13 protein-coding genes are annotated in these 17,503 nt (G+C 66.4%); 2 read left to right on the top strand and 11 right to left on the bottom strand.

The genetic code is table 11. From position 1 onward, the window contains the following. Positions 1 to 35: 35 nt before the first annotated feature. Positions 36 to 1,853 carry a bifunctional isocitrate dehydrogenase kinase/phosphatase gene (gene aceK / locus LXE91_RS03685; RefSeq protein WP_046544045.1) on the bottom strand — a complete coding sequence of 606 codons (1,818 nt, stop codon included), beginning with the start codon at positions 1,851 to 1,853 and terminating at the stop codon, positions 36 to 38. 304 nt (positions 1,854 to 2,157) lie between these two features. Here aceK and LXE91_RS03680 point away from each other — a divergent pair, with 304 nt between their 5' ends. Further along, entirely contained in the window at positions 2,158 to 3,237 is a 1,080-nt protein-coding gene (locus LXE91_RS03680) for an MBL fold metallo-hydrolase (protein ID WP_039346382.1), read from the top strand. Positions 3,238 to 3,253: 16 nt separating this feature from the next. Here LXE91_RS03680 and LXE91_RS03675 read toward each other — a convergent pair whose 3' ends face one another. From LXE91_RS03675 to argS, 6 genes are all read right to left on the bottom strand, one after another. Further along, positions 3,254 to 4,900, bottom strand: coding sequence for an ABC-F family ATP-binding cassette domain-containing protein (locus LXE91_RS03675; RefSeq protein ID WP_039346379.1), 1,647 nt, complete (start codon positions 4,898 to 4,900; stop codon positions 3,254 to 3,256). Positions 4,901 to 5,099: 199 nt separating this feature from the next. Continuing rightward, entirely contained in the window at positions 5,100 to 6,695 is a 1,596-nt protein-coding gene (locus tag LXE91_RS03670) for an ABC transporter substrate-binding protein (protein ID WP_039346376.1), read from the bottom strand. A gap of 385 nt (positions 6,696 to 7,080) precedes the next feature. Then, on the bottom strand, positions 7,081 to 7,854 hold the full coding sequence (locus LXE91_RS03665) for an SDR family oxidoreductase (protein ID WP_039346374.1): 774 nt from the start codon (positions 7,852 to 7,854) through the stop codon (positions 7,081 to 7,083). 19 nt (positions 7,855 to 7,873) lie between these two features. Next, complete coding sequence (locus LXE91_RS03660; RefSeq protein WP_039346369.1) at positions 7,874 to 8,512, bottom strand: thiol:disulfide interchange protein DsbA/DsbL; 639 nt, start codon at positions 8,510 to 8,512, stop codon at positions 7,874 to 7,876. A gap of 69 nt (positions 8,513 to 8,581) precedes the next feature. After that, complete coding sequence (locus tag LXE91_RS03655; RefSeq protein ID WP_039346359.1) at positions 8,582 to 9,487, bottom strand: SPOR domain-containing protein; 906 nt, start codon at positions 9,485 to 9,487, stop codon at positions 8,582 to 8,584. A gap of 103 nt (positions 9,488 to 9,590) precedes the next feature. Then, a complete protein-coding gene (gene argS, locus LXE91_RS03650; RefSeq protein ID WP_039346357.1) occupies positions 9,591 to 11,387 on the bottom strand; it encodes an arginine--tRNA ligase in 1,797 nt (598 codons plus the stop codon). Between the two features lie 200 nt (positions 11,388 to 11,587). Between argS and LXE91_RS03645 the strand changes: the two genes are divergently transcribed. After that, complete coding sequence (locus LXE91_RS03645; RefSeq protein ID WP_011353361.1) at positions 11,588 to 11,911, top strand: DUF1840 domain-containing protein; 324 nt, start codon at positions 11,588 to 11,590, stop codon at positions 11,909 to 11,911. A gap of 304 nt (positions 11,912 to 12,215) precedes the next feature. Here the strand turns inward: LXE91_RS03645 and LXE91_RS03640 are convergent, their stop codons facing one another. From LXE91_RS03640 to LXE91_RS03625, 4 genes are all read right to left on the bottom strand, one after another. Then, on the bottom strand, positions 12,216 to 12,803 hold the full coding sequence (locus tag LXE91_RS03640) for a hypothetical protein (protein ID WP_039346355.1): 588 nt from the start codon (positions 12,801 to 12,803) through the stop codon (positions 12,216 to 12,218). A 189-nt stretch (positions 12,804 to 12,992) separates the two neighbouring features. Further along, the gene (metH, locus tag LXE91_RS03635; protein WP_039346353.1) at positions 12,993 to 15,710 is read right to left on the bottom strand and encodes a methionine synthase; all 2,718 of its coding nucleotides are present in this window, start codon (positions 15,708 to 15,710) and stop codon (positions 12,993 to 12,995) included. 42 nt (positions 15,711 to 15,752) lie between these two features. Then, on the bottom strand, positions 15,753 to 16,820 hold the full coding sequence (locus tag LXE91_RS03630; protein WP_039346538.1) for a homocysteine S-methyltransferase family protein: 1,068 nt from the start codon (positions 16,818 to 16,820) through the stop codon (positions 15,753 to 15,755). A 200-nt stretch (positions 16,821 to 17,020) separates the two neighbouring features. Beyond that, positions 17,021 to 17,278, bottom strand: a complete 258-nt coding sequence (locus LXE91_RS03625; RefSeq protein ID WP_006477667.1) for a BTH_I0359 family protein — start codon at positions 17,276 to 17,278, stop codon at positions 17,021 to 17,023. Between the last annotated feature and the right edge of the window lie 225 nt (positions 17,279 to 17,503).

Genomic DNA, 17,503 nt, shown 5'->3' with positions numbered 1-17,503 from the left:
GAAATCGGGTCGCAATCGGTGCGGTAAAGCGGGCGTCAGGCGGCGCGCTGCGCGTCGCCTGCGGCATCGCCCCGCTCCGTCGCGCCGAAACGCGCGGGGTAGCGCACGCAAAAGCGCAGCGCGGTGTCGTATGGATAGAAGTCGGGCAATTCGCCCTGGATCAGCTTGTCCTTGCTGGCCTGCCACAGCGCGGGATCGAAAAAGTCCGCGTGATGTTTCATGAAGACGTCGCGCACGCGCGGGTCGCCGAGCAGGAACGGCCCGTAGGTCTCCGGAAAGATGTCGTGCGGGCCGACGGTATACCACGGTTCGCCGGAGAGCTCGTCTTCCTCGTTGCGCGGTGGCGGCACGCGGCGCACGTTGCAGTCGGTCAGGTACTCGATCTCGTCGTAGTCGTAGAACACCACGCGGCCGTGGCGCGTGACGCCGAAGTTCTTGTACAGCATGTCGCCCGGGAAGATGTTCGCCTTCATCAGCTCCTTCACCGCGTTGCCGTACTCCTTCACGCCGTGCTCGACGTCGGTGTCGGAGCCGTTCTGCAGGTACAGGTTGAGCGGCGTCATCCGGCGCTCGATGTACAGGTGCTTGATGACGAGATTGCCGTCCTCGTATTCGAGCAGCGACGGCACTTCCTTCTCCAGCTCGCGCACGAGCGCGTGGTCGAGCCGCGCGAGCGGCAGCGCGACGCTCGAATACTCGAGCGTGTCGGCCATCCGCCCGAGGCGGCCGTGGCGCTTCACGAGCTGGTACTTCTCCATGATCTGCGCGCGCGTGGTTTCCTTCGGCGGCGGGAAATGATCCTTGATGATCTTGAACACGTACGGGAACGACGGCAGCGTGAACACGAGCATCACGAGGCCCTTGATCCCGGGCGCGATGATGAAGCGGTCGCTCGAATGCGACAGATGGTGCAGCAGGTCGCGATAGAACAGGTTCTTGCCCTGCTTCTGCAGGCCGACCGACGTGTAGATCTCCGCCTTCGGCTTGCCGGGCATGATCGTGCAAAGGAAGTCGACGTACGCGGACGGCACGCCCATGTCGACGAGGAAATACGAGTGCGAGAAGCCGAAGATGATCATCAGCTGGTCGCGGCGCAGCAGCACGGTGTCGAGCGAGAGCACGCCCGGGCGCACGTGGCGGATCGGCACCGCGAACGGCAGCACGCGGTCGGCGTTGATGATGCGGCCGACGATGTACGCGCTCTTGTTGCGGAAGAACAGCGACGACAGCACGTGGATCTGGAAATTCGGCGCTTCGTCGAAGTGGCCGAATTCGTCGTGGATCGCCTCCATCACACACGCGATGTCGCGCGGGAGATCGTCGAACGCCGGCTCGAGCTGGAAGTTCGTGACGATCCGCTCGAGCGCGGCCGCGAGCCCGTCGGTGCCCGGATAGTACGCGCGGTAGGTCGGCTTCGCGGCCGGCTCGTCGTTCTCCAGATACTCGGTCGAGATCGCCGGGCGCACGAAGATGAAATCGTTGCTGAAGTACGAGCGGTGCAGGATCTTGCAGCACACCGAATTGAAGAAGGTTTCCGCGCACTCGGGCTGGCGGTGCGACGTGAGCAGCCCGATGTAGTGCAGCTTGATCTGCTGCCACACTTCGTCGTCGATGTTCTCCGCGTCGTATTCGTCTTCCAGCACCTCGACGCATTCCTTCACGCGATCGTCGTACGACGTGATCCGCTCGCGCGCGAGCCGCTGCAGCCCGTGCCAGTCGCCTTGCTCGTACAGCGTCTTCGCCTCGACGGCCGCGTCGCGGAAGATCCGGTAGTGGCGGTCGAAGTTCTCGAGCAACGTCTGCGCGACGTCGAAGCCGATCTGCGAAGACAGCAGTTTGGGGAAGTGATTCATCGCGTGCAGGCTCGTTCGGGAGGGGCTGTAAGCACTCGCCATTTTAGCGCCCAAGCGGGCAATTCAAGGGCTTTGCGGCAAGGCGCGGCCGGCCGGCAGGCGGCGGGTTGCCCGCCGTTGGGTGCCGTTCGGTGCATCTTCGCGTAAAGATACGGGTACGGAACCGATTCTGGCACGAACTTTTTTTGACGGGCGGCAAGCCGCCGGGCACGCGTTCCTCGGGACGGCGATAGAATCGACGCACCGCCCGCCGCGGCCTGCCGCCGGCGCGCAATCGCACCGATAATGACGAGACGCCCCACCGATGAACGCACTGGAACACCAACTCGACTATCCCTTCGCCGATACGCTGCCCGCCGCGGGCGACACGTTCGAGGTCGCGCCCGGCGTGCGCTGGCTGCGCATGCCGCTGCCGTTCTCGCTCGATCACATCAACCTGTGGCTGCTGCGCGACGAGATCGACGGGCAGCCCGGCTGGACGATCGTCGATTGCGGGATCTCGTCGGACGCGATCCGCACGCACTGGGAGCAGATCTTCGACACGCATCTCGACGGCCTGCCCGTGCTGCGCGTGCTCGTCACGCACTGCCACCCCGATCACTTCGGCCTCGCGAACTGGCTGTGCGAAGGCGGCGACAAGGGCCGCTGGAACGTGCGGCTGTGGATGACGCTCGGCGAGTACATGTTCGGCTGCCTGATGGCGGCCGGCAACGGCTCGAACGCGGGCGGCGCGGCGGCCGCCGATCACTTCGCGCGCCACGGGCTGACCGATCCGGCCGCGCTCGACAAGCTGCGCAACCGCCGCAGCTACTACTCGGATCTCGTGCCGGCCGTGCCGCCGCGCTACCGGCGCCTGCGCGAGGGTGACGTGGTGACGATCGGCGCGCGCACGTGGCGCGTCGTGACCGGCTTCGGCCATTCGCCTGAACATTGCGCGCTGCACAGCGAAGCGGACGGCGTGCTGATCTCCGGCGACATGGTGCTGCCGCGCATCTCGACGAACGTGTCCGTGTTCGACCTCGAACCGGAAGCGAACCCGCTCGCGCTGTACCTGCAGTCGCTCGGCCGCTACGAGACGATGGCGCCCGATACGCTGGTGCTGCCGTCGCACGGCAAGCCGTTCCGCGGCGTGCGCACGCGCATCGCGCAACTGCGCGAACACCACGACGCGCGCCTGGCCGAAGTGCGCGTCGCGTGCGCGGAAAAGCCGATGAGCGCAGCCGACGTCGTGCCGATCATGTTCCGCCGCCGCGAGCTCGACATCCACCAGATGACGTTCGCGCTCGGCGAGGCGCTCGCGCACCTGAACCTGCTGTGGCTCGCGGGCGAACTCGTGCGCGAGCAGGGCGACGACGGCGTGCTGCGGTTCCGCACCGCCGGCTGATACCGCTGCGTTCTCCTCAGGCGACGGGTTCGTAGCGCCACCCGTCGCGATGCCATTGCATCGTGTGCGTCGGGTCGAGCGCCGCGAGAAACGCGGTGTCGTGCGACGCGACCACGATCGCGCCGGGAAAGCCCGCCAGTGCGGCTTCGATCGCCCGCACCGATTCGAGATCGAGGTGATTGGTCGGCTCGTCGAGCAGCAACAGTTGCGCGGGCACGCCGCGCCACAGCGCGCAGGCGAGCGCGGCCTTCAGCCGTTCGCCGCCGCTCAGCTGCCGCGCGGGCTGCGTCGCGCGCACCGCGTCGAGCTGCAGCAGTGCGAGCCGGCTGCGCAGGTCGCCTTCGGCGAGCGGCGTATCGAGCAGCCCCAGTTGCTCGACGATCGAACGATCGGGATCGAGCAGCGCGAGCCGCTGGTCGAGATACGCGGCGCTCACGTGCGTCGTGCATGCACCTGAACGCGGTTCGAGTTCGCCGGCCAGCATTCGCAGCAACGTCGATTTGCCGCAGCCATTCGGGCCGGTCAGCGCGATGCGTACGGGCCCGCTCGCCGACCACGTGATCGTGTCGGCATCGCCGGCGATGCGCCACGGTAGTCGTGCGCGTTCGAACGTGAACAGCTGCCGGCGCGCGCTGACCTCGGTGCCCGGCAGCGACACCAGCACGGGCGCATCGGCTTCGACGCGTGCGGCTGCTTCCTGTACCCGTTCGTCGAGTGTCGCCTTGAACTCGTTCTGGTGGCGCCGTACCGTGCCCATGATGCTGCGCGCGGCGCCCTTGCGACCCTGCTTTGCCATCGACGACAGGTTGGCCGTCTTCGCGTCGCGCAGTGATGCGGCCGCGTGACGCTGGATCGTGTCGTGTTCCTGTTCGAGCCTGCGCCTGACGCGTCCGCGTTCGGCACGCGCGTTGTCGAGCACGGACTGTGCGGCATCCTGTTCCGCGTCGCGCTGCGCGCGGTAGAGCGTGTAGTTGCCGCCATACGAGCGCAGGCCTTGCGGCGTCAGCTCGACGATCCGTTGCACGCCGGCGAGCAGCCCACGGTCGTGGCTCACGATGACGACGCCGCCGCGCCAGCCGTCGAGCGCCGCGCGCAGCCACGCACGGCCCGGCGCGTCGAGATGGTTGGTCGGTTCGTCGAGCACGAGCAAGCCCGCGCCGGACAGCAGCGCGCCGATCAGCGCGACGCGCGCGAGCTGGCCGCCGCTCAATGCCTGCGCGGGCATGTCGGCGCGCACGTCGTGCAGGCCCGCTGCGTCGAGCGCGATGCGCAGCCGCTCCGCGAGATCCCAGCGGTCGCTGATCAGGTCGAAGTCGTGTGGTTCCGCGCGACCGTCGGCGAGACGCGCGAGTGCGCCGAGCGGCGCGTCGAGCGCGGCAATCTGCGCGACGGTTCGCGGGCCGGCCGATACGTCGCCGTCGTCATGCTGCTGCGCGACGTAGACGACTGACGTGTGCCGCTCGATCGTCCCCGCGCTCGGCGCGCAGCGCCCCGCGATCAATTGCGCGAGCTGGCTCTTGCCGATGCCGTTGCGGCCGACGATGCCGGTCGGCGTGCGGTCGATGGACAGGTCGAGCGAATCGAACAGCGTGAAGCCGTCGTCGAAGCGGAAGGAAACGTGATGAAGCGCGACGAGCGCGCCGGTGGGCGTGGCTGCAGCCATAAGCACCTCCAAAAATGCGTGAAGACCTTCGCGCGCGGCGTGCGTGGCACGGCGGCGAAAACATTTCGGGAAGGCTTAGTTGTTCACTTTGGCTGGCGTCCGGTATGAGGAATGAGCGCGCAGTGTAGCGCGCGCCGCGCGCGGGCGGCAAGCGACGGTCGGACGCACCGTCGCCTGCGCGCCACGCGCGAGGGTCGCGTTACTGCACGGCGACGGTCGTGAAGTTCTGCCGTCCGAACGGACTCACGTGATAGCCGCTCACGTTCGTGCGCGTGAGCGCGGCCGCGGTCGGGTAGCCGAGCGGAATCCACAGCGCCTGGTCGTGGATGATCTTCTGCGCGGCTTCGTACAGTTTCGCGCGCTTGGCCTGGTCGGCGGTCGACTTGCCGTCGGCGATCAGCTTGTCGAGCTGCGTGTCGCAGAAGCGCGCGAAGTTGATGCCCGACTTCACCGCATTGCAGCTGAACAGCGGCGACAGGTAGTTGTCCGGATCGCCGTTGTCGCCGGCCCAGCCCATGAACAGGATGTCATGCTGGCCGAGCTTCGCCTGCTTGATCAGCTCGCCCCATTCGATCACCTTGACCTCGGCCTTCACGCCGATCTTCGCGAGGTCGGCCTGCAGCAGCTCCGCGCCGACCTTCGGGTTCGGGTTCAGCACGCTGCCGGTCGGGCGCGTCCAGATCGTCGTCGAGAAGCCGTTCGGGAAGCCCGCCTGCGCGAGCAGCTGCTTCGCCTTCGCCGGATCGTACGCATACGGCGCGACGTCCTTCGCGTAGCTCCACGTGTTCGGCGGATACGGGTTGTTCGCGGCCGTCGCGGTATTGTCGAACACGACCTTCAGGTAGGTCGCGCGGTCGAACGCGAGGTTCAGCGCTTCGCGCACCTTGTCGTTGTCGAGCGGCTTCTTCTGCGTGTTCAGCGCGACGAACGCGGTCATGAACGCGGGCGTCTGCACGACCTTCAACGCGCTTTCGCCCTTCGCGGCGAGCACGTCCTGCGGCTTCGGCGAAAGCGCGATCTGGCATTCGCCGGCCTTGACCTTCTGCAGGCGCACCGACGGGTCGGGCGTGATCGCATAGATCAGCCGGTCGACCTTCGGCTTCGTGCCCCAGTAGGTCGGGTTCACGTCGTAGCGGATCAGCGCGTCCTTCGTGTAGCTCTTCAGCACGAACGGGCCGGTGCCGACCGGCTTCGCGTTCAGGTCGGTCTGCTTGCCGGCCTTCAGCAGCTGGTCTGCGTATTCGGCCGAGTAGATCGATGCGAAGCCCATCGTCAGGATCGGCACGAACGTCGCGTTCGGCTCGTTCAGCACGAACTTCACGGTGTTGTCGTCGACCTTCGTGACCGACTTCACCAGCTTCACGAGGCCCATCGACTGCGCGTGCGGGAAGCCGCTCGCGCCGGCCACCTTGTGCCACGGATTCGAGTCGTCGAGCATCCGCGAGAACGTGAACACGATGTCGTCCGCGTCGAGCGAGCGGGTCGGCTTGAAATAGTCGGTGGTCTGGAACGCGACGTTCGGGCGCAGGTGGAACGTGTACGTGAGGCCGTCGGCGCTCGCATCCCATTTGTCGGCGAGCGCGGGCACGACCTTCTTCGCGGCTTCGTCGTACGACACGAGCGTGTTGAAGATCACGTCGGCCGATGCGTTGGTCGTGACGAGCGAGTTGTACTGCACGACGTCGAAGCCGTCCGGGCTCGATTCCGTGCAGATGGTGAGCGGCTTGGCGGCGGCGAGGCCGGGGGCGGCGAGGGCGGCGGCGAGCGTGGCCGCGGCGAACAGCTTGACCTGCATAGGATCTCCCACGTGGCTTGTGTTTTTGCTGGGTGACGGGATGCGGGCGCGGCCCGGAAGCGGTCAGGGCCGGCGCGGCTGGCGAATAGCATACCGTCAAAGCGCACGGCGCGTGAAAAAAGGCGCCTGAACGCGGCGAATTGACCGAAAAACGGCTGCGTTCGCGACGGAACGGGTGTTGGGGCGGCGAGTGGGGCGACGGAGGCTGCGGGTGGAAGAGCGCTGGGGCCCGCGATGCTGGGCAGCGGCGCGTCGGGGGCGGCGCGGGAGCGGTGCGGGCGTGCCGCGAATCGAAGCGTCGAAGCCGCTTGGCGTCGGTGTGGAGAGACGGAGAGACGGAGAGACGGCCCTCGAAGCATCGCGCGGGCCGGCACTCGCCGTTGCGTCAGTGCGCTCCGGCCTTCGGCTTGCGCGGTGCCTTCTCGAACAGGCGGTCGTACAGCCAGCGCGGCAACACATGCAGCACCTTCGCGACGACGCCCATCTGCCACGGAATCACGCGGAACGCGTGCTGCCGGGCGATTGCCTGGGCCGCGCGCGCCGCGAAGCGGTCGGCGTCCATCAGGAACGGCATCCGGTACGGGTTGTGTGCGGTCATCGGCGTGCGGATGTAGCCGGGCGCGATCGTCACGACGCCGACGCCGGCCGGCCGCAGCTCGACGCGCAGCGCTTCGAGATACTTGATCGCGGCCGATTTCGACGCGCTGTACGCGCCGGAGCCGGGCAGCCCGCGCACGCCGGCAACGCTCGCGACACCGACCAGCGTGCCGTGGCGCGTGGCCGTCATCGGGCCGACGAACGGCTCGAACGTCGCGACCATCCCGTAGTAGTTGATGTCCATCACGTTGCGGAACGTCGCGAGATCGCCCTGGCCCGTGACGGCACCCTGGCTGATGCCTGCGTTCGCGATGACGACGTCGGGGCAGCCGTGCGTCGAGATGAACGACGCAGCCGCCGTCGCGAGCGCATCGGCGTCGCGCACGTCGGCGGAATAGACGGAGATGGACAGCTTCGGGAACCGCCGCGCGAACGCATCGAGGGCATCGGTGCGTCGCGCGACGAGTGCGAGCGTGGCGCCCTGGCGGGCGTATTCCTCGGCCATCGCGAGGCCGAGGCCGCTCGATGCGCCGGTGATGAAGACCTTCAGCGGAGTAGTCATGCCGGCGCGCGGGCGGGGATCAGAGCTTCTTGTCCTGAACCTGCTTCACGAGGAAGTCGAGCACCTGGGCGGTACCCGGGATGCTGTTCGTGTAAGCGGGGCCCGTCTTGTACTTGCCCTGGATGACGACCGTCGGCACGCCGTCGATCGCGTAGTCCTTCAGCAGCTTGGCCGACTGATTCACTTCGCCCTGCACGCTGAACGAGTTGTACGCGTCCGTGAACTTCTTCTTGTCGACGCCCTGCGTGGCCAGGAAGTCGGCCTGCGCCTGCGGCGTCAGCAGGTAGTTCTTCTGCTTGTGGATCGCGTTGAAGATCGCCGGCGTGACCTTCTCGGAGATGCCGAGCGCGGACACCGCGTAGAACAGCTTCGAGTGCGGGACGAAATCGTCACGGAATGCGACGGGGACGCGCTTGAAGTCGATGTTGTTGCCTTGCTTCTTCACCCAGGCCTCGATCGTCGGCTCGAATTCGTAGCAGTGCGGGCAGCCGTACCAGAAGAATTCGATCACCTCGACCTTGCCGGCCGGCGCGGACACCGGCTGCGGCGACTTCATCACCTCGAAGTCCTTGCCGGCGACCGGTGCGGCGGGCGAAGCCTGCGCGAGGCCGGCCGCCAGGCCCAGGGACAGAAGGAGCGTGCTAAGCAGTTTTTTCATGTTGTGAACGTCGAATCAGTTGCTCGGGTTACGAAACGTAACGGGTTCTGAGTGGGCTCGGCAGGTTGCTTACTGCTTCGTGAAACGAATCACCGCCGTGTCGACACCTGCATCGGACAGGCGCTGGCGAGCCGAGTTCATATCCTCGAACTTCGAGAACGGGCCGACGCGCACGCGGAAGTACGTCACGCCGCTGACATCGCGCTTCGACACCTTCGACTCGAAGCCCTGGAAGCCGAGGCGCGCGCGCTGCTGCTCGGCGTCGCCTTCCGTCTTGTACGCGCCCACCTGCAGGAAGTAGCCGGTATTCGCGTCGTTCGCGGTCGGCGGCTTCGCTGCCGCGGCGGCCGCGGCCGACGACGTCGGCTTCGGCGTGTTCGCCGCCAGTTGCTGTTGCTGCTGCTTTTGCGCGGCGGCTTGCTGCGCCTGCTTCTGCGCGGCGAAGCGGGCGAGATCGTCCTCGCCGCCTTGCTGCTGTTGCTGCTGCGCTTGCTGCGTCTTCTTCGGCGGCGGCGTGGTGTCGGCCGGCTTCGGCGCGACGGCGACGCCGTTACCCGACGACGTATTGTTCGACGCGGTCGAGTTGTTCGAGCTGCCGGTGTTGTTCGAGCCGCTCGACCCGTTGGCCTGCGGCGGCACTTCGACGATCTGCGGTTCGGGCAGCAGGCCGCCCTGGGTCTGGTTCGCGGCCTGGCCGGGCGCGGTGTTCGGCGGCGCCGACTGCGCGGCCTGCGGCACCGGCTGCCCCGGCGTCTTGCCCTGCAGCGCACGGTTCGGATCGAACTGCTGCGGCTGGCTCGCGGCGTTGTCGGCCGGCGGCGGCGCGACCTTCGACACGAAAGGCGACGGGGAACGCGTGATGTAGAGCGCCACCACCACGGCGATCGCGAGGCCGACGATCAGGCCCAGCACGATTCCAAGAAATGTTCCTCCGGCTTGTTTCGATTGCTTCGAAGTTCGGCGTGGTTGTGCCATTGCTTGAGTCACCTGCAAAAAGAATCGTGAGAGGGCCGGGGCGGCCACCCGACGGCGGGCGCTGCCGCGGCCGTTCACAGCCCGGATCGGGCTGCTTGCGTCCTTACATCTTGGCGGGCGCGGACACGCCGAGCACCGCCAGACCATTCTCGAGCACCTGCCGGGTCGCGGCGAGGAGTGCTGCGCGTGCATTGCGCGGCGCTTCGTCGTCCACCAGCACGCGCTCCGCATTGTAGAACGAGTGGAATTCGCCAGCGAGGTCGCGCAGGTAGAACGCAACGGCGTGCGGTGCCAGTTCGTTGGCCGCGTGCGTGAGCATGTCCGGGTACTCGGCCAGCTTCTGCATCAGCGACGCCGCTTGCGCGCTCGTCAGCTGCGACAGGTCGGCGCCAGGCAGCTGTGCGACGTCGACGTTGTAGCGCGCTTTCAGCTCGTTGAGCACCGAGCAGATCCGCGCGTGCGCGTACTGGACGTAATAGACCGGGTTTTCGTCGTTCTGTTTCAGCGCGAGGTCGATGTCGAACACGAACTCGGTATCGGCCTTGCGCGAGATCAGGAAGAACCGCACCGCGTCGCGGCCGCGCGTGATGGTCGCCTCGTCGATCAGGTCGGGCGCCGCTTCCTGGCCCGCCGCCGCGCCACCCGACCATTCGATCAGATCGCGCACCGTCACGTAGCTGCCCGCGCGCTTCGAGATCTTCACTTCCTGGCCGTCGCGCATCACGGTGACCATCTTGTGCAGCACGTAGTCGGGGTAGCCCTTCGGGATCCCGATGTGCAGGCCCTGCAGGCCGGCGCGCACGCGCGCGATCGTGCCGTGGTGGTCCGAACCCTGGATGTTGATCACCTTGGTGAAGCCGCGCTCCCACTTCGTCACGTGGTACGCGACGTCCGGCACGAAGTACGTGTACGTGCCGTCCGACTTGCGCATCACGCGATCCTTGTCGTCGCCTTCGTCGGTCGTGCGCAGCCACAGCGCGCCGTCCTGCTCGTAGGTCATGCCGGCCTTGATCAGCGCGTCGACCGTCTTCTCGACACGGCCTTCGCTGTACAGCGACGACTCGAGGTAGTACTGGTCGAACTTCACGCCGAATGCCTGCAGATCCATGTCCTGCTCGCGACGCAGGTACGTGACCGCGAACTTGCGGATCGCGTCGAGATCCTCGACGTCGCCCGTGCCCTTGACCGGCTCGCCGTCCGACGCGGCGACCGTTTCGCCGTTCAGGAAGTCGCGTGCGATGTCGGCGATGTATTCGCCGTTGTACGCGGCTTCCGGCCAGCCCGCGTCACCCGGCTTCAGGCCGCGTGCGCGCGCCTGCGTCGAGATCGCGAGGTTGCCGATCTGCACGCCTGCATCGTTGTAGTAGAACTCGCGGTGCACCGCGTAGCCCTGGCTCGCGATCACGTTCGCGAGCACGTCGCCGAGCGCGGCCTGGCGGCCGTGGCCGACGTGCAGCGGGCCGGTCGGGTTCGCCGACACGAATTCGAGCAACACTTGCTTGCCTTTCTCGCGATCGGACGTGCCGAACGCGCGGCCCTGGTCGAACACGGCGGCGATCACCGCCTGCTTCGCGGCGGCCGACAGGCGCAGGTTGATGAAGCCGGGGCCGGCGATCTCGGCGGCTTCGACGAGGCCTTGCGCGCCCGGCTGGGCGGTGAGGGCGGCGACGATCTGCTCGGCGAGCTGGCGCGGGTTCGTGCCGAGCGGCTTAGCGAGCTGCATCGCGACGTTGCACGCGACGTCGCCGTGCGCGGCGACCTTCGGGCGCTCCAGCGTGATGGCGGGGGCGACGAACGTGACGTCGGCGTTTGCCGCGTCGGCGCCTTTCAGCGCGTGTGCGACCTGCTTGACGCTATCCGCGAGCAGGGCTTCGAGGGTCTGTTTGTGTGCTGGCAGCATGCTGGTAGAAGGCTTCGTTGGTGGCGGCCGGAAACGCCGGCCCGCCGGCGCGCTTTTTAAGCGCGCGTTTCAGGGATCGCAGAATTTTAACAGGTGCTAATATGCCGCTCAGGCGGCCCGCGTCCGCGAGGCCGGACGCCGGTCTGTCGGCGTTCCCCAACCGCGCCGCGCAGGCACAACAAGATGAAAAGGGAATTGTCATGATTACGTTCAAGAGCAAGGCGGCACAGGATCTCGACGTGCTGAAGGATTTCGCCGTGTATGTGCTGGGTCTCGTCGGCAAGCAGCTGGGCGAGCGCGGTGTGATTACGCACGACGAACTGGACCACGCGATCGCCAAGCTGGAAGGCGCGGTTGCGCAGGCGAAGCAGGAACGCGCCGAGCACGCCGGCCATTTCCACGAAGACGAAGCCGACCACGCGCACCACGAAGTGCCGCCGAGCCTGGCACAGCGCGTTGCCCCCTTCCTGACGATGCTGCGCGAGGCGAAAGCCGGCGAAGCCGACGTGCACTGGGGCTTCTGAGCCTGCTTGCCCGGCCGCTCCGAAAGGATCGAAAGGCAGGAAAAAGCCCGCTTCCGAGCGGGCTTTTTCTTTTGTCTGATGAAAATACGCCGAGCGGTGGTGCGCCCGGAGCGGGCGGTGGCGGCAGGGCTCGCCTTGACCGAGAGGTGAATTTCCTTATAATTCAACGCAAGACTATGTGAAAGCGGGTGCGAAAACATAGCGCCGCCCGAGCGATCGGGCCCCACCTGGAGTGGGTACTTCGTCGAGAGACGGAAAGAGAATCCCGCATGCGACGGCTGCCGAAAGGCGGCCGTTGGTTTTTCTACGCCCGGATCTTGCGGCCTTCCAGGCTTGCGCGCAGCAACGTGCGCAACGCGACTTTCCGGGCTTCCCGCTGGCGCCGGTTCAGGCCGCCATCCAGCATGTAGGCCGACTGCACGCGCAGGATGAGCCGGCGTTTCCTGATCCGGTCTTTCGAAACCTCGAAGAACACCGCATACACGCGTTGCGTGCCGTCCGATGCGACCGTTTCCACCGTGACGAAATTGGGTTGCCGTTCATCCGCGACGACGATCCGGCGCGTCGCCAGTCCGACGATCACGCCGCGCAGCAGCTGCCGTGACGCGCGGTACCGGTCCGCGCAGAGCACGCGTGTCTCGCGGCCGTCGTCGTAGATCTCGTCGTCCGGAATGGCGTCGCGGGTGCGTCCGTCCCATTTGAAGCTGCGTGTGAAGCAGTGACAGGAGAACAGGACCAGAACCGTCACGTCGAAGCCGGTTTCCAGGTCGCAGGTGAACGTCAACGGACGCAGATGGCTCAGATCCCAGCGCTCGCCGCGGTAGATCGTCGACGGGAACGAGCTCCCGCTGTCCGCTGGCGTTTCGGTAATCCGGATCTCGAAGATCGACATGGCGGGAATGATTTTAGGGAGAAGGGTGCGTCATCTCGCCCGCGCGCGTTGGCCCGAAGGCTCGGCGTTGCAGGGACGTCGATCTCGATTATTGAGATTAGGTGTCCTGATGAATCACGGCGTTGTGCGACGCGCCCCTGGATCGGGGCGCGTGGCGATGGACGCGGCGGGGCGCCGCAGTCGGTGCGATTACAACTGCGGCGCGAGCGCGCGGCGCGCGTCGTCGAGCGACAGCGCCATGCGTTGCGCATAGTCCTCGAGCTGATCCTGCCCGATTTTGCCGACCGAGAAATACGTGCTGTCCGGATGCGCGAGATAGAAGCCCGACACGCTCGCGGCCGGCAGCATCGCCAGCGAGTCGGTCACGCTCATGCCGATCTCGTCCGCGCGCAGCACGTCGAACATGTCGCGCTTCACCAGGTGGTCGGGGCAGGCCGGGTAGCCGGGCGCCGGGCGGATGCCCGCGTACTTCTCGGCGATCAGCGCGTCGTTGTCGAGCGTCTCGCCGCTCGCGTAGCCCCACAGCTCGCGCCGCACGCGCGCGTGCATCGCTTCCGCGAAGGCTTCCGCGAAGCGGTCGGCGAGCGCCTTCAGCATGATCGCGCTGTAGTCGTCGTGGTCGGCTTCGAACTGCTTTTCCTTCGCGTCGACGCCGAGGCCGGCCGTCACCGCGAACATCCCGATGTAGTCGGCGACGCCCGATTCCTTCGGTGCGATGAAGTCGGCGAGCGAGCGGTTCGGCCGCATCACGCCGTCGACCACCGGGCGCACGCTCTGCTGGCGCAGGTTGCGCCAGGTCAGCAGCACCTCCGAGCGCGACTCGTCGCTGTAGATCTCGATGTCGTCGTCGTTGACGGTGTTCGCCGGCAGCAGCGAGATCACGCCGCTCGCGGTCAGCCAGCGGCCCTGGATCAGGCGCGCGAGCATCGATTTCGCGTCGGAGAACACGCGCCGCGCCGATTCGCCGACGATCTCGTCGTTCAGGATCGCCGGGTACGGGCCCGCGAGATCCCAGGTCTGGAAGAACGGGCCCCAGTCGATGTACTGCGCGAGCTCGTTCAGGTCGTAGTTCTTGAACACGCGGCGGCCGATGAACTTCGGTTTCACCGGCTGGTAGCCCGCCCAGTCGACCTTGGTCTTGTTCGCGCGCGCTTCGGCGAGCGTGACCATCGGCTGCGCCTTGCGGTTCGCGTGCTGGTCGCGGATGCGTTCGTAGTCGGACTTCAGCTCGTCGAGGTACTTCGTCGCGCCTTCGTCGGACAGCAGGCTGGAGGCGACCGACACCGAGCGCGACGCGTCCGGCACGTAGACCACCGGGCCTTCGTAGTGCGGCGCGATCTTCACGGCCGTGTGCACGCGCGAGGTTGTCGCGCCGCCGATCAGGAGCGGGATCTTCTTCACGCGGAAGTAGTCGTCGCGCTGCATTTCGGACGCGACGTACGCCATTTCCTCGAGGCTCGGCGTGATGAGGCCCGACAGCCCGATGATGTCTGCGCCCTCGACCTTCGCCTTCGCGAGGATCTCGTTGCACGGGACCATCACGCCCATGTTGACGACTTCGAAGTTGTTGCACTGGAGCACGACCGACACGATGTTCTTGCCGATGTCGTGAACGTCGCCCTTCACGGTCGCGATGACGATCTTGCCCTTCGCACGCACGTCGCCGCCCGCTTCCGCGAGCAGGCGCTTTTCTTCCTCGATGAACGGAATCAGGTGCGCAACCGCCTGCTTCATCACGCGCGCCGATTTCACGACCTGCGGCAGGAACATCTTGCCCTGGCCGAACAGGTCGCCGACGATGTTCATCCCGTCCATCAGCGGCCCTTCGATCACGTTGATCGGGCGGCCGCCGGCCGCGGCGATCTTCGCGCGCACTTCCTCGGTATCCTCGACGATGAAGTTCGTGATGCCGTGCACCAGCGCATGCGAGAGCCGCTTCTCGACCGGCTGGTTGCGCCACTCGAGGTTCTCTTCCTTCTTCGCGCCGCCCGCCTTGAACTTGTCGGCGATCTCGAGCAGCCGGTCGGTCGAATCGTCGCGGCGGTTCAGGATCACGTCCTCGACGCGCTCGCGCAGCTCCGGGTCGAGGTCGGCGTACACGCCGAGCTGGCCCGCGTTGACGATGCCCATGTCCATCCCCGCCTGGATCGCGTGGTACAGGAACACGGTGTGGATCGCCTCGCGCACCGGGTCGTTGCCGCGGAACGAGAACGACACGTTCGACACGCCGCCGCTCACCTTCGCGTACGGCAGGTTCTGCTTGATCCAGCGCGTCGCCTCGATGAAGTCGACCGCGTAGTTGTTGTGCTCCTCGATGCCCGTCGCGACCGCGAAGATGTTCGGGTCGAAGATGATGTCTTCCGGCGGGAAGCCGACTTCGTTCACGAGGAAGTTGTACGAGCGCGTGCAGATCTCGATCTTGCGCTCGTAGGTGTCGGCCTGGCCGGTTTCGTCGAACGCCATCACGACGGCCGCCGCGCCGTAGCGGCGGATCAGGTGCGCGTGGTGGCGGAACGCGTCCTCGCCTTCCTTCAGCGAGATCGAGTTCACGATCGCCTTGCCCTGCACGCACTTCAGGCCCGCCTCGATCACTTCCCACTTCGACGAGTCGATCATGATCGGCACGCGCGCGATGTCCGGCTCCGACGCGATCAGGTTCAGGAAGCGCACCATCGCCGCCTTCGAATCGAGCATCGCCTCGTCCATGTTGATGTCGATCACCTGCGCGCCGTTCTCGACCTGCTGGCGCGCGACCGCGAGCGCCTCGTCGAACTGGCCGTTGAGGATCATGCGTGCGAACGCCTTCGAGCCGGTGACGTTGGTGCGTTCACCGACGTTGATGAAGAGCGTTCCGGACGTGACGTTGAACGGCTCGAGGCCGGCGAGGCGCATCATGTGATCGGTCATGGCGGTGCGAATTCTGGTGATGAAGGACGTGGGGCGGTCGGGTCAGGCGTTGTCGCTGTACTGGTTCGGCCAGCGGCGCGGCTTCACGTCGGCGAGCGCCTTCGCGATCTCGGCGATGTGTTCGGGCGTCGTGCCGCAGCAGCCGCCCGCGAGGTTCACGAGCCCGGCTTGCGCGAATTCCTTCAGGAGGCCCGACGTGACGTCCGGCGTCTCGTCGAAGCCCGTCTCGGCCATCGGGTTCGGCAGGCCCGCGTTCGGATAGCACGACACGTAGGTGTCGCACAGCTTCGCGAGCTCGGCGATGTACGGGCGCATCAGCGCCGCGCCGAGCGCGCAGTTCAGGCCGAACGTGAGCGGCTTCGCATGGCGCAGCGAATTCCAGAACGCCTCGACCGTCTGGCCCGACAGGATCCGGCCCGACGCATCGGTGACGGTGCCCGAGATCATGATCGGCAGGCGCTCGCCGGTGTCCTCGAACAGTTCGTCGAGCGCGAACAGCGCGGCCTTTGCGTTCAGCGTGTCGAAGATCGTCTCGACGAGGAACAGGTCGACGCCGCCGTCGAGCAGCGCCTTCGCCTGCTGGTAGTACGACGCGCGCAGTTCGTCGAACGTGACGTTGCGTGCGCCCGGGTCGTTGACGTCCGGCGAGATGCTGGCGGTCTTCGGCGTCGGCCCGATCGCGCCCGCGACGAAGCGCGGTTTTTCCGGCGTCGCGTATTTCTCGGCCGCTTCGCGCGCGAGCTTCGCCGATTCGATGTTCATCTCGACGACGAGATCTTCCATCTCGTAGTCGGCCTGCGCGACGGTCGTCGCACCGAACGTGTTGGTCTCGACGATGTCGGCGCCGGCCGCGAAGTACTGGTCGTGGATCTCGCGGATGATCTGCGGCTGCGTGATCGACAGCAGCTCGTTGTTGCCCTTGATGTCGCGCGGGAAATCCTTGAAGCGCTCTCCGCGATACGCGGCTTCGTCGAGCTTGTAGCGCTGGATCATCGTGCCCATCGCGCCGTCGAGGATCAGGATGCGCGATTTGAGCAGCGCGGGCAGCGCGGCGCCGCGCGTGTAGGGCGCGTCGAGCGGGACGGAAGCGGCGAGAGGAGTCGCAGACATGGGCGAGAGACCGGCGAAGACGGGAAAACCGTCATTGTAGCCGGTGCGCATGGGCGCCGCCCGCCTTGCGCCGCGCCGGCCGGGCCGCCAAATGAAAACCCCCGCCGGCGAACCGGGCGGGGGCAGGATCGGAGTGCTCGCAGCGCCGCGTCGATGCGCGGCGAATGGCCCGGCCGCACGAAGCGCCGGGCCGCGGGTCGTCAGTGCAGCACGACGGGCATCATCATCAGGCTGTCGAATTGTCCGAGGAATTCGTCGACCTCATCGAGCGACGGTTCATCCTCGATCAACTGCTTCACGTGCGCGCGGAATCGTTCGGCAAGTTCGCCGTCGATGAAGATTTCGCGCTGCGCGTTCTTGTCGACGATTTCATATCCGCCGGCATTCATCAGGTGGTGGCCGGCCTGCGGCGCGAATTCGACGACGCAGTAGTTGGGGCTGTTGTAGATCATTTGCATGGCGGCACTCCTCTTCGCAGTGGCATCTGGCCTTGTTGTCCCCTAGGTGGGGCGAGCCTTGCCGGTTTCAAGGGGCTTGCGCTGCACACCCCGTTCCCGTTTGCGTGGGGTGTATCGGTTAGAAGCCGATGTCTATGAAACGTTTCCCATTGTCTGCCGGTGGACTGAAATAGTTGTTAAAGAGTGTCATCGGCCATTTCACGGAAATCTGTAATCGGTCGAAAT

The organism is Burkholderia contaminans, from assembly GCF_029633825.1.
GTDB classification, from domain to species: domain Bacteria; phylum Pseudomonadota; class Gammaproteobacteria; order Burkholderiales; family Burkholderiaceae; genus Burkholderia; species Burkholderia contaminans.
The sequence above is the reverse complement of the archived record's forward strand: the minus strand, read 5'-3'. Positions and strand labels throughout refer to the sequence as shown.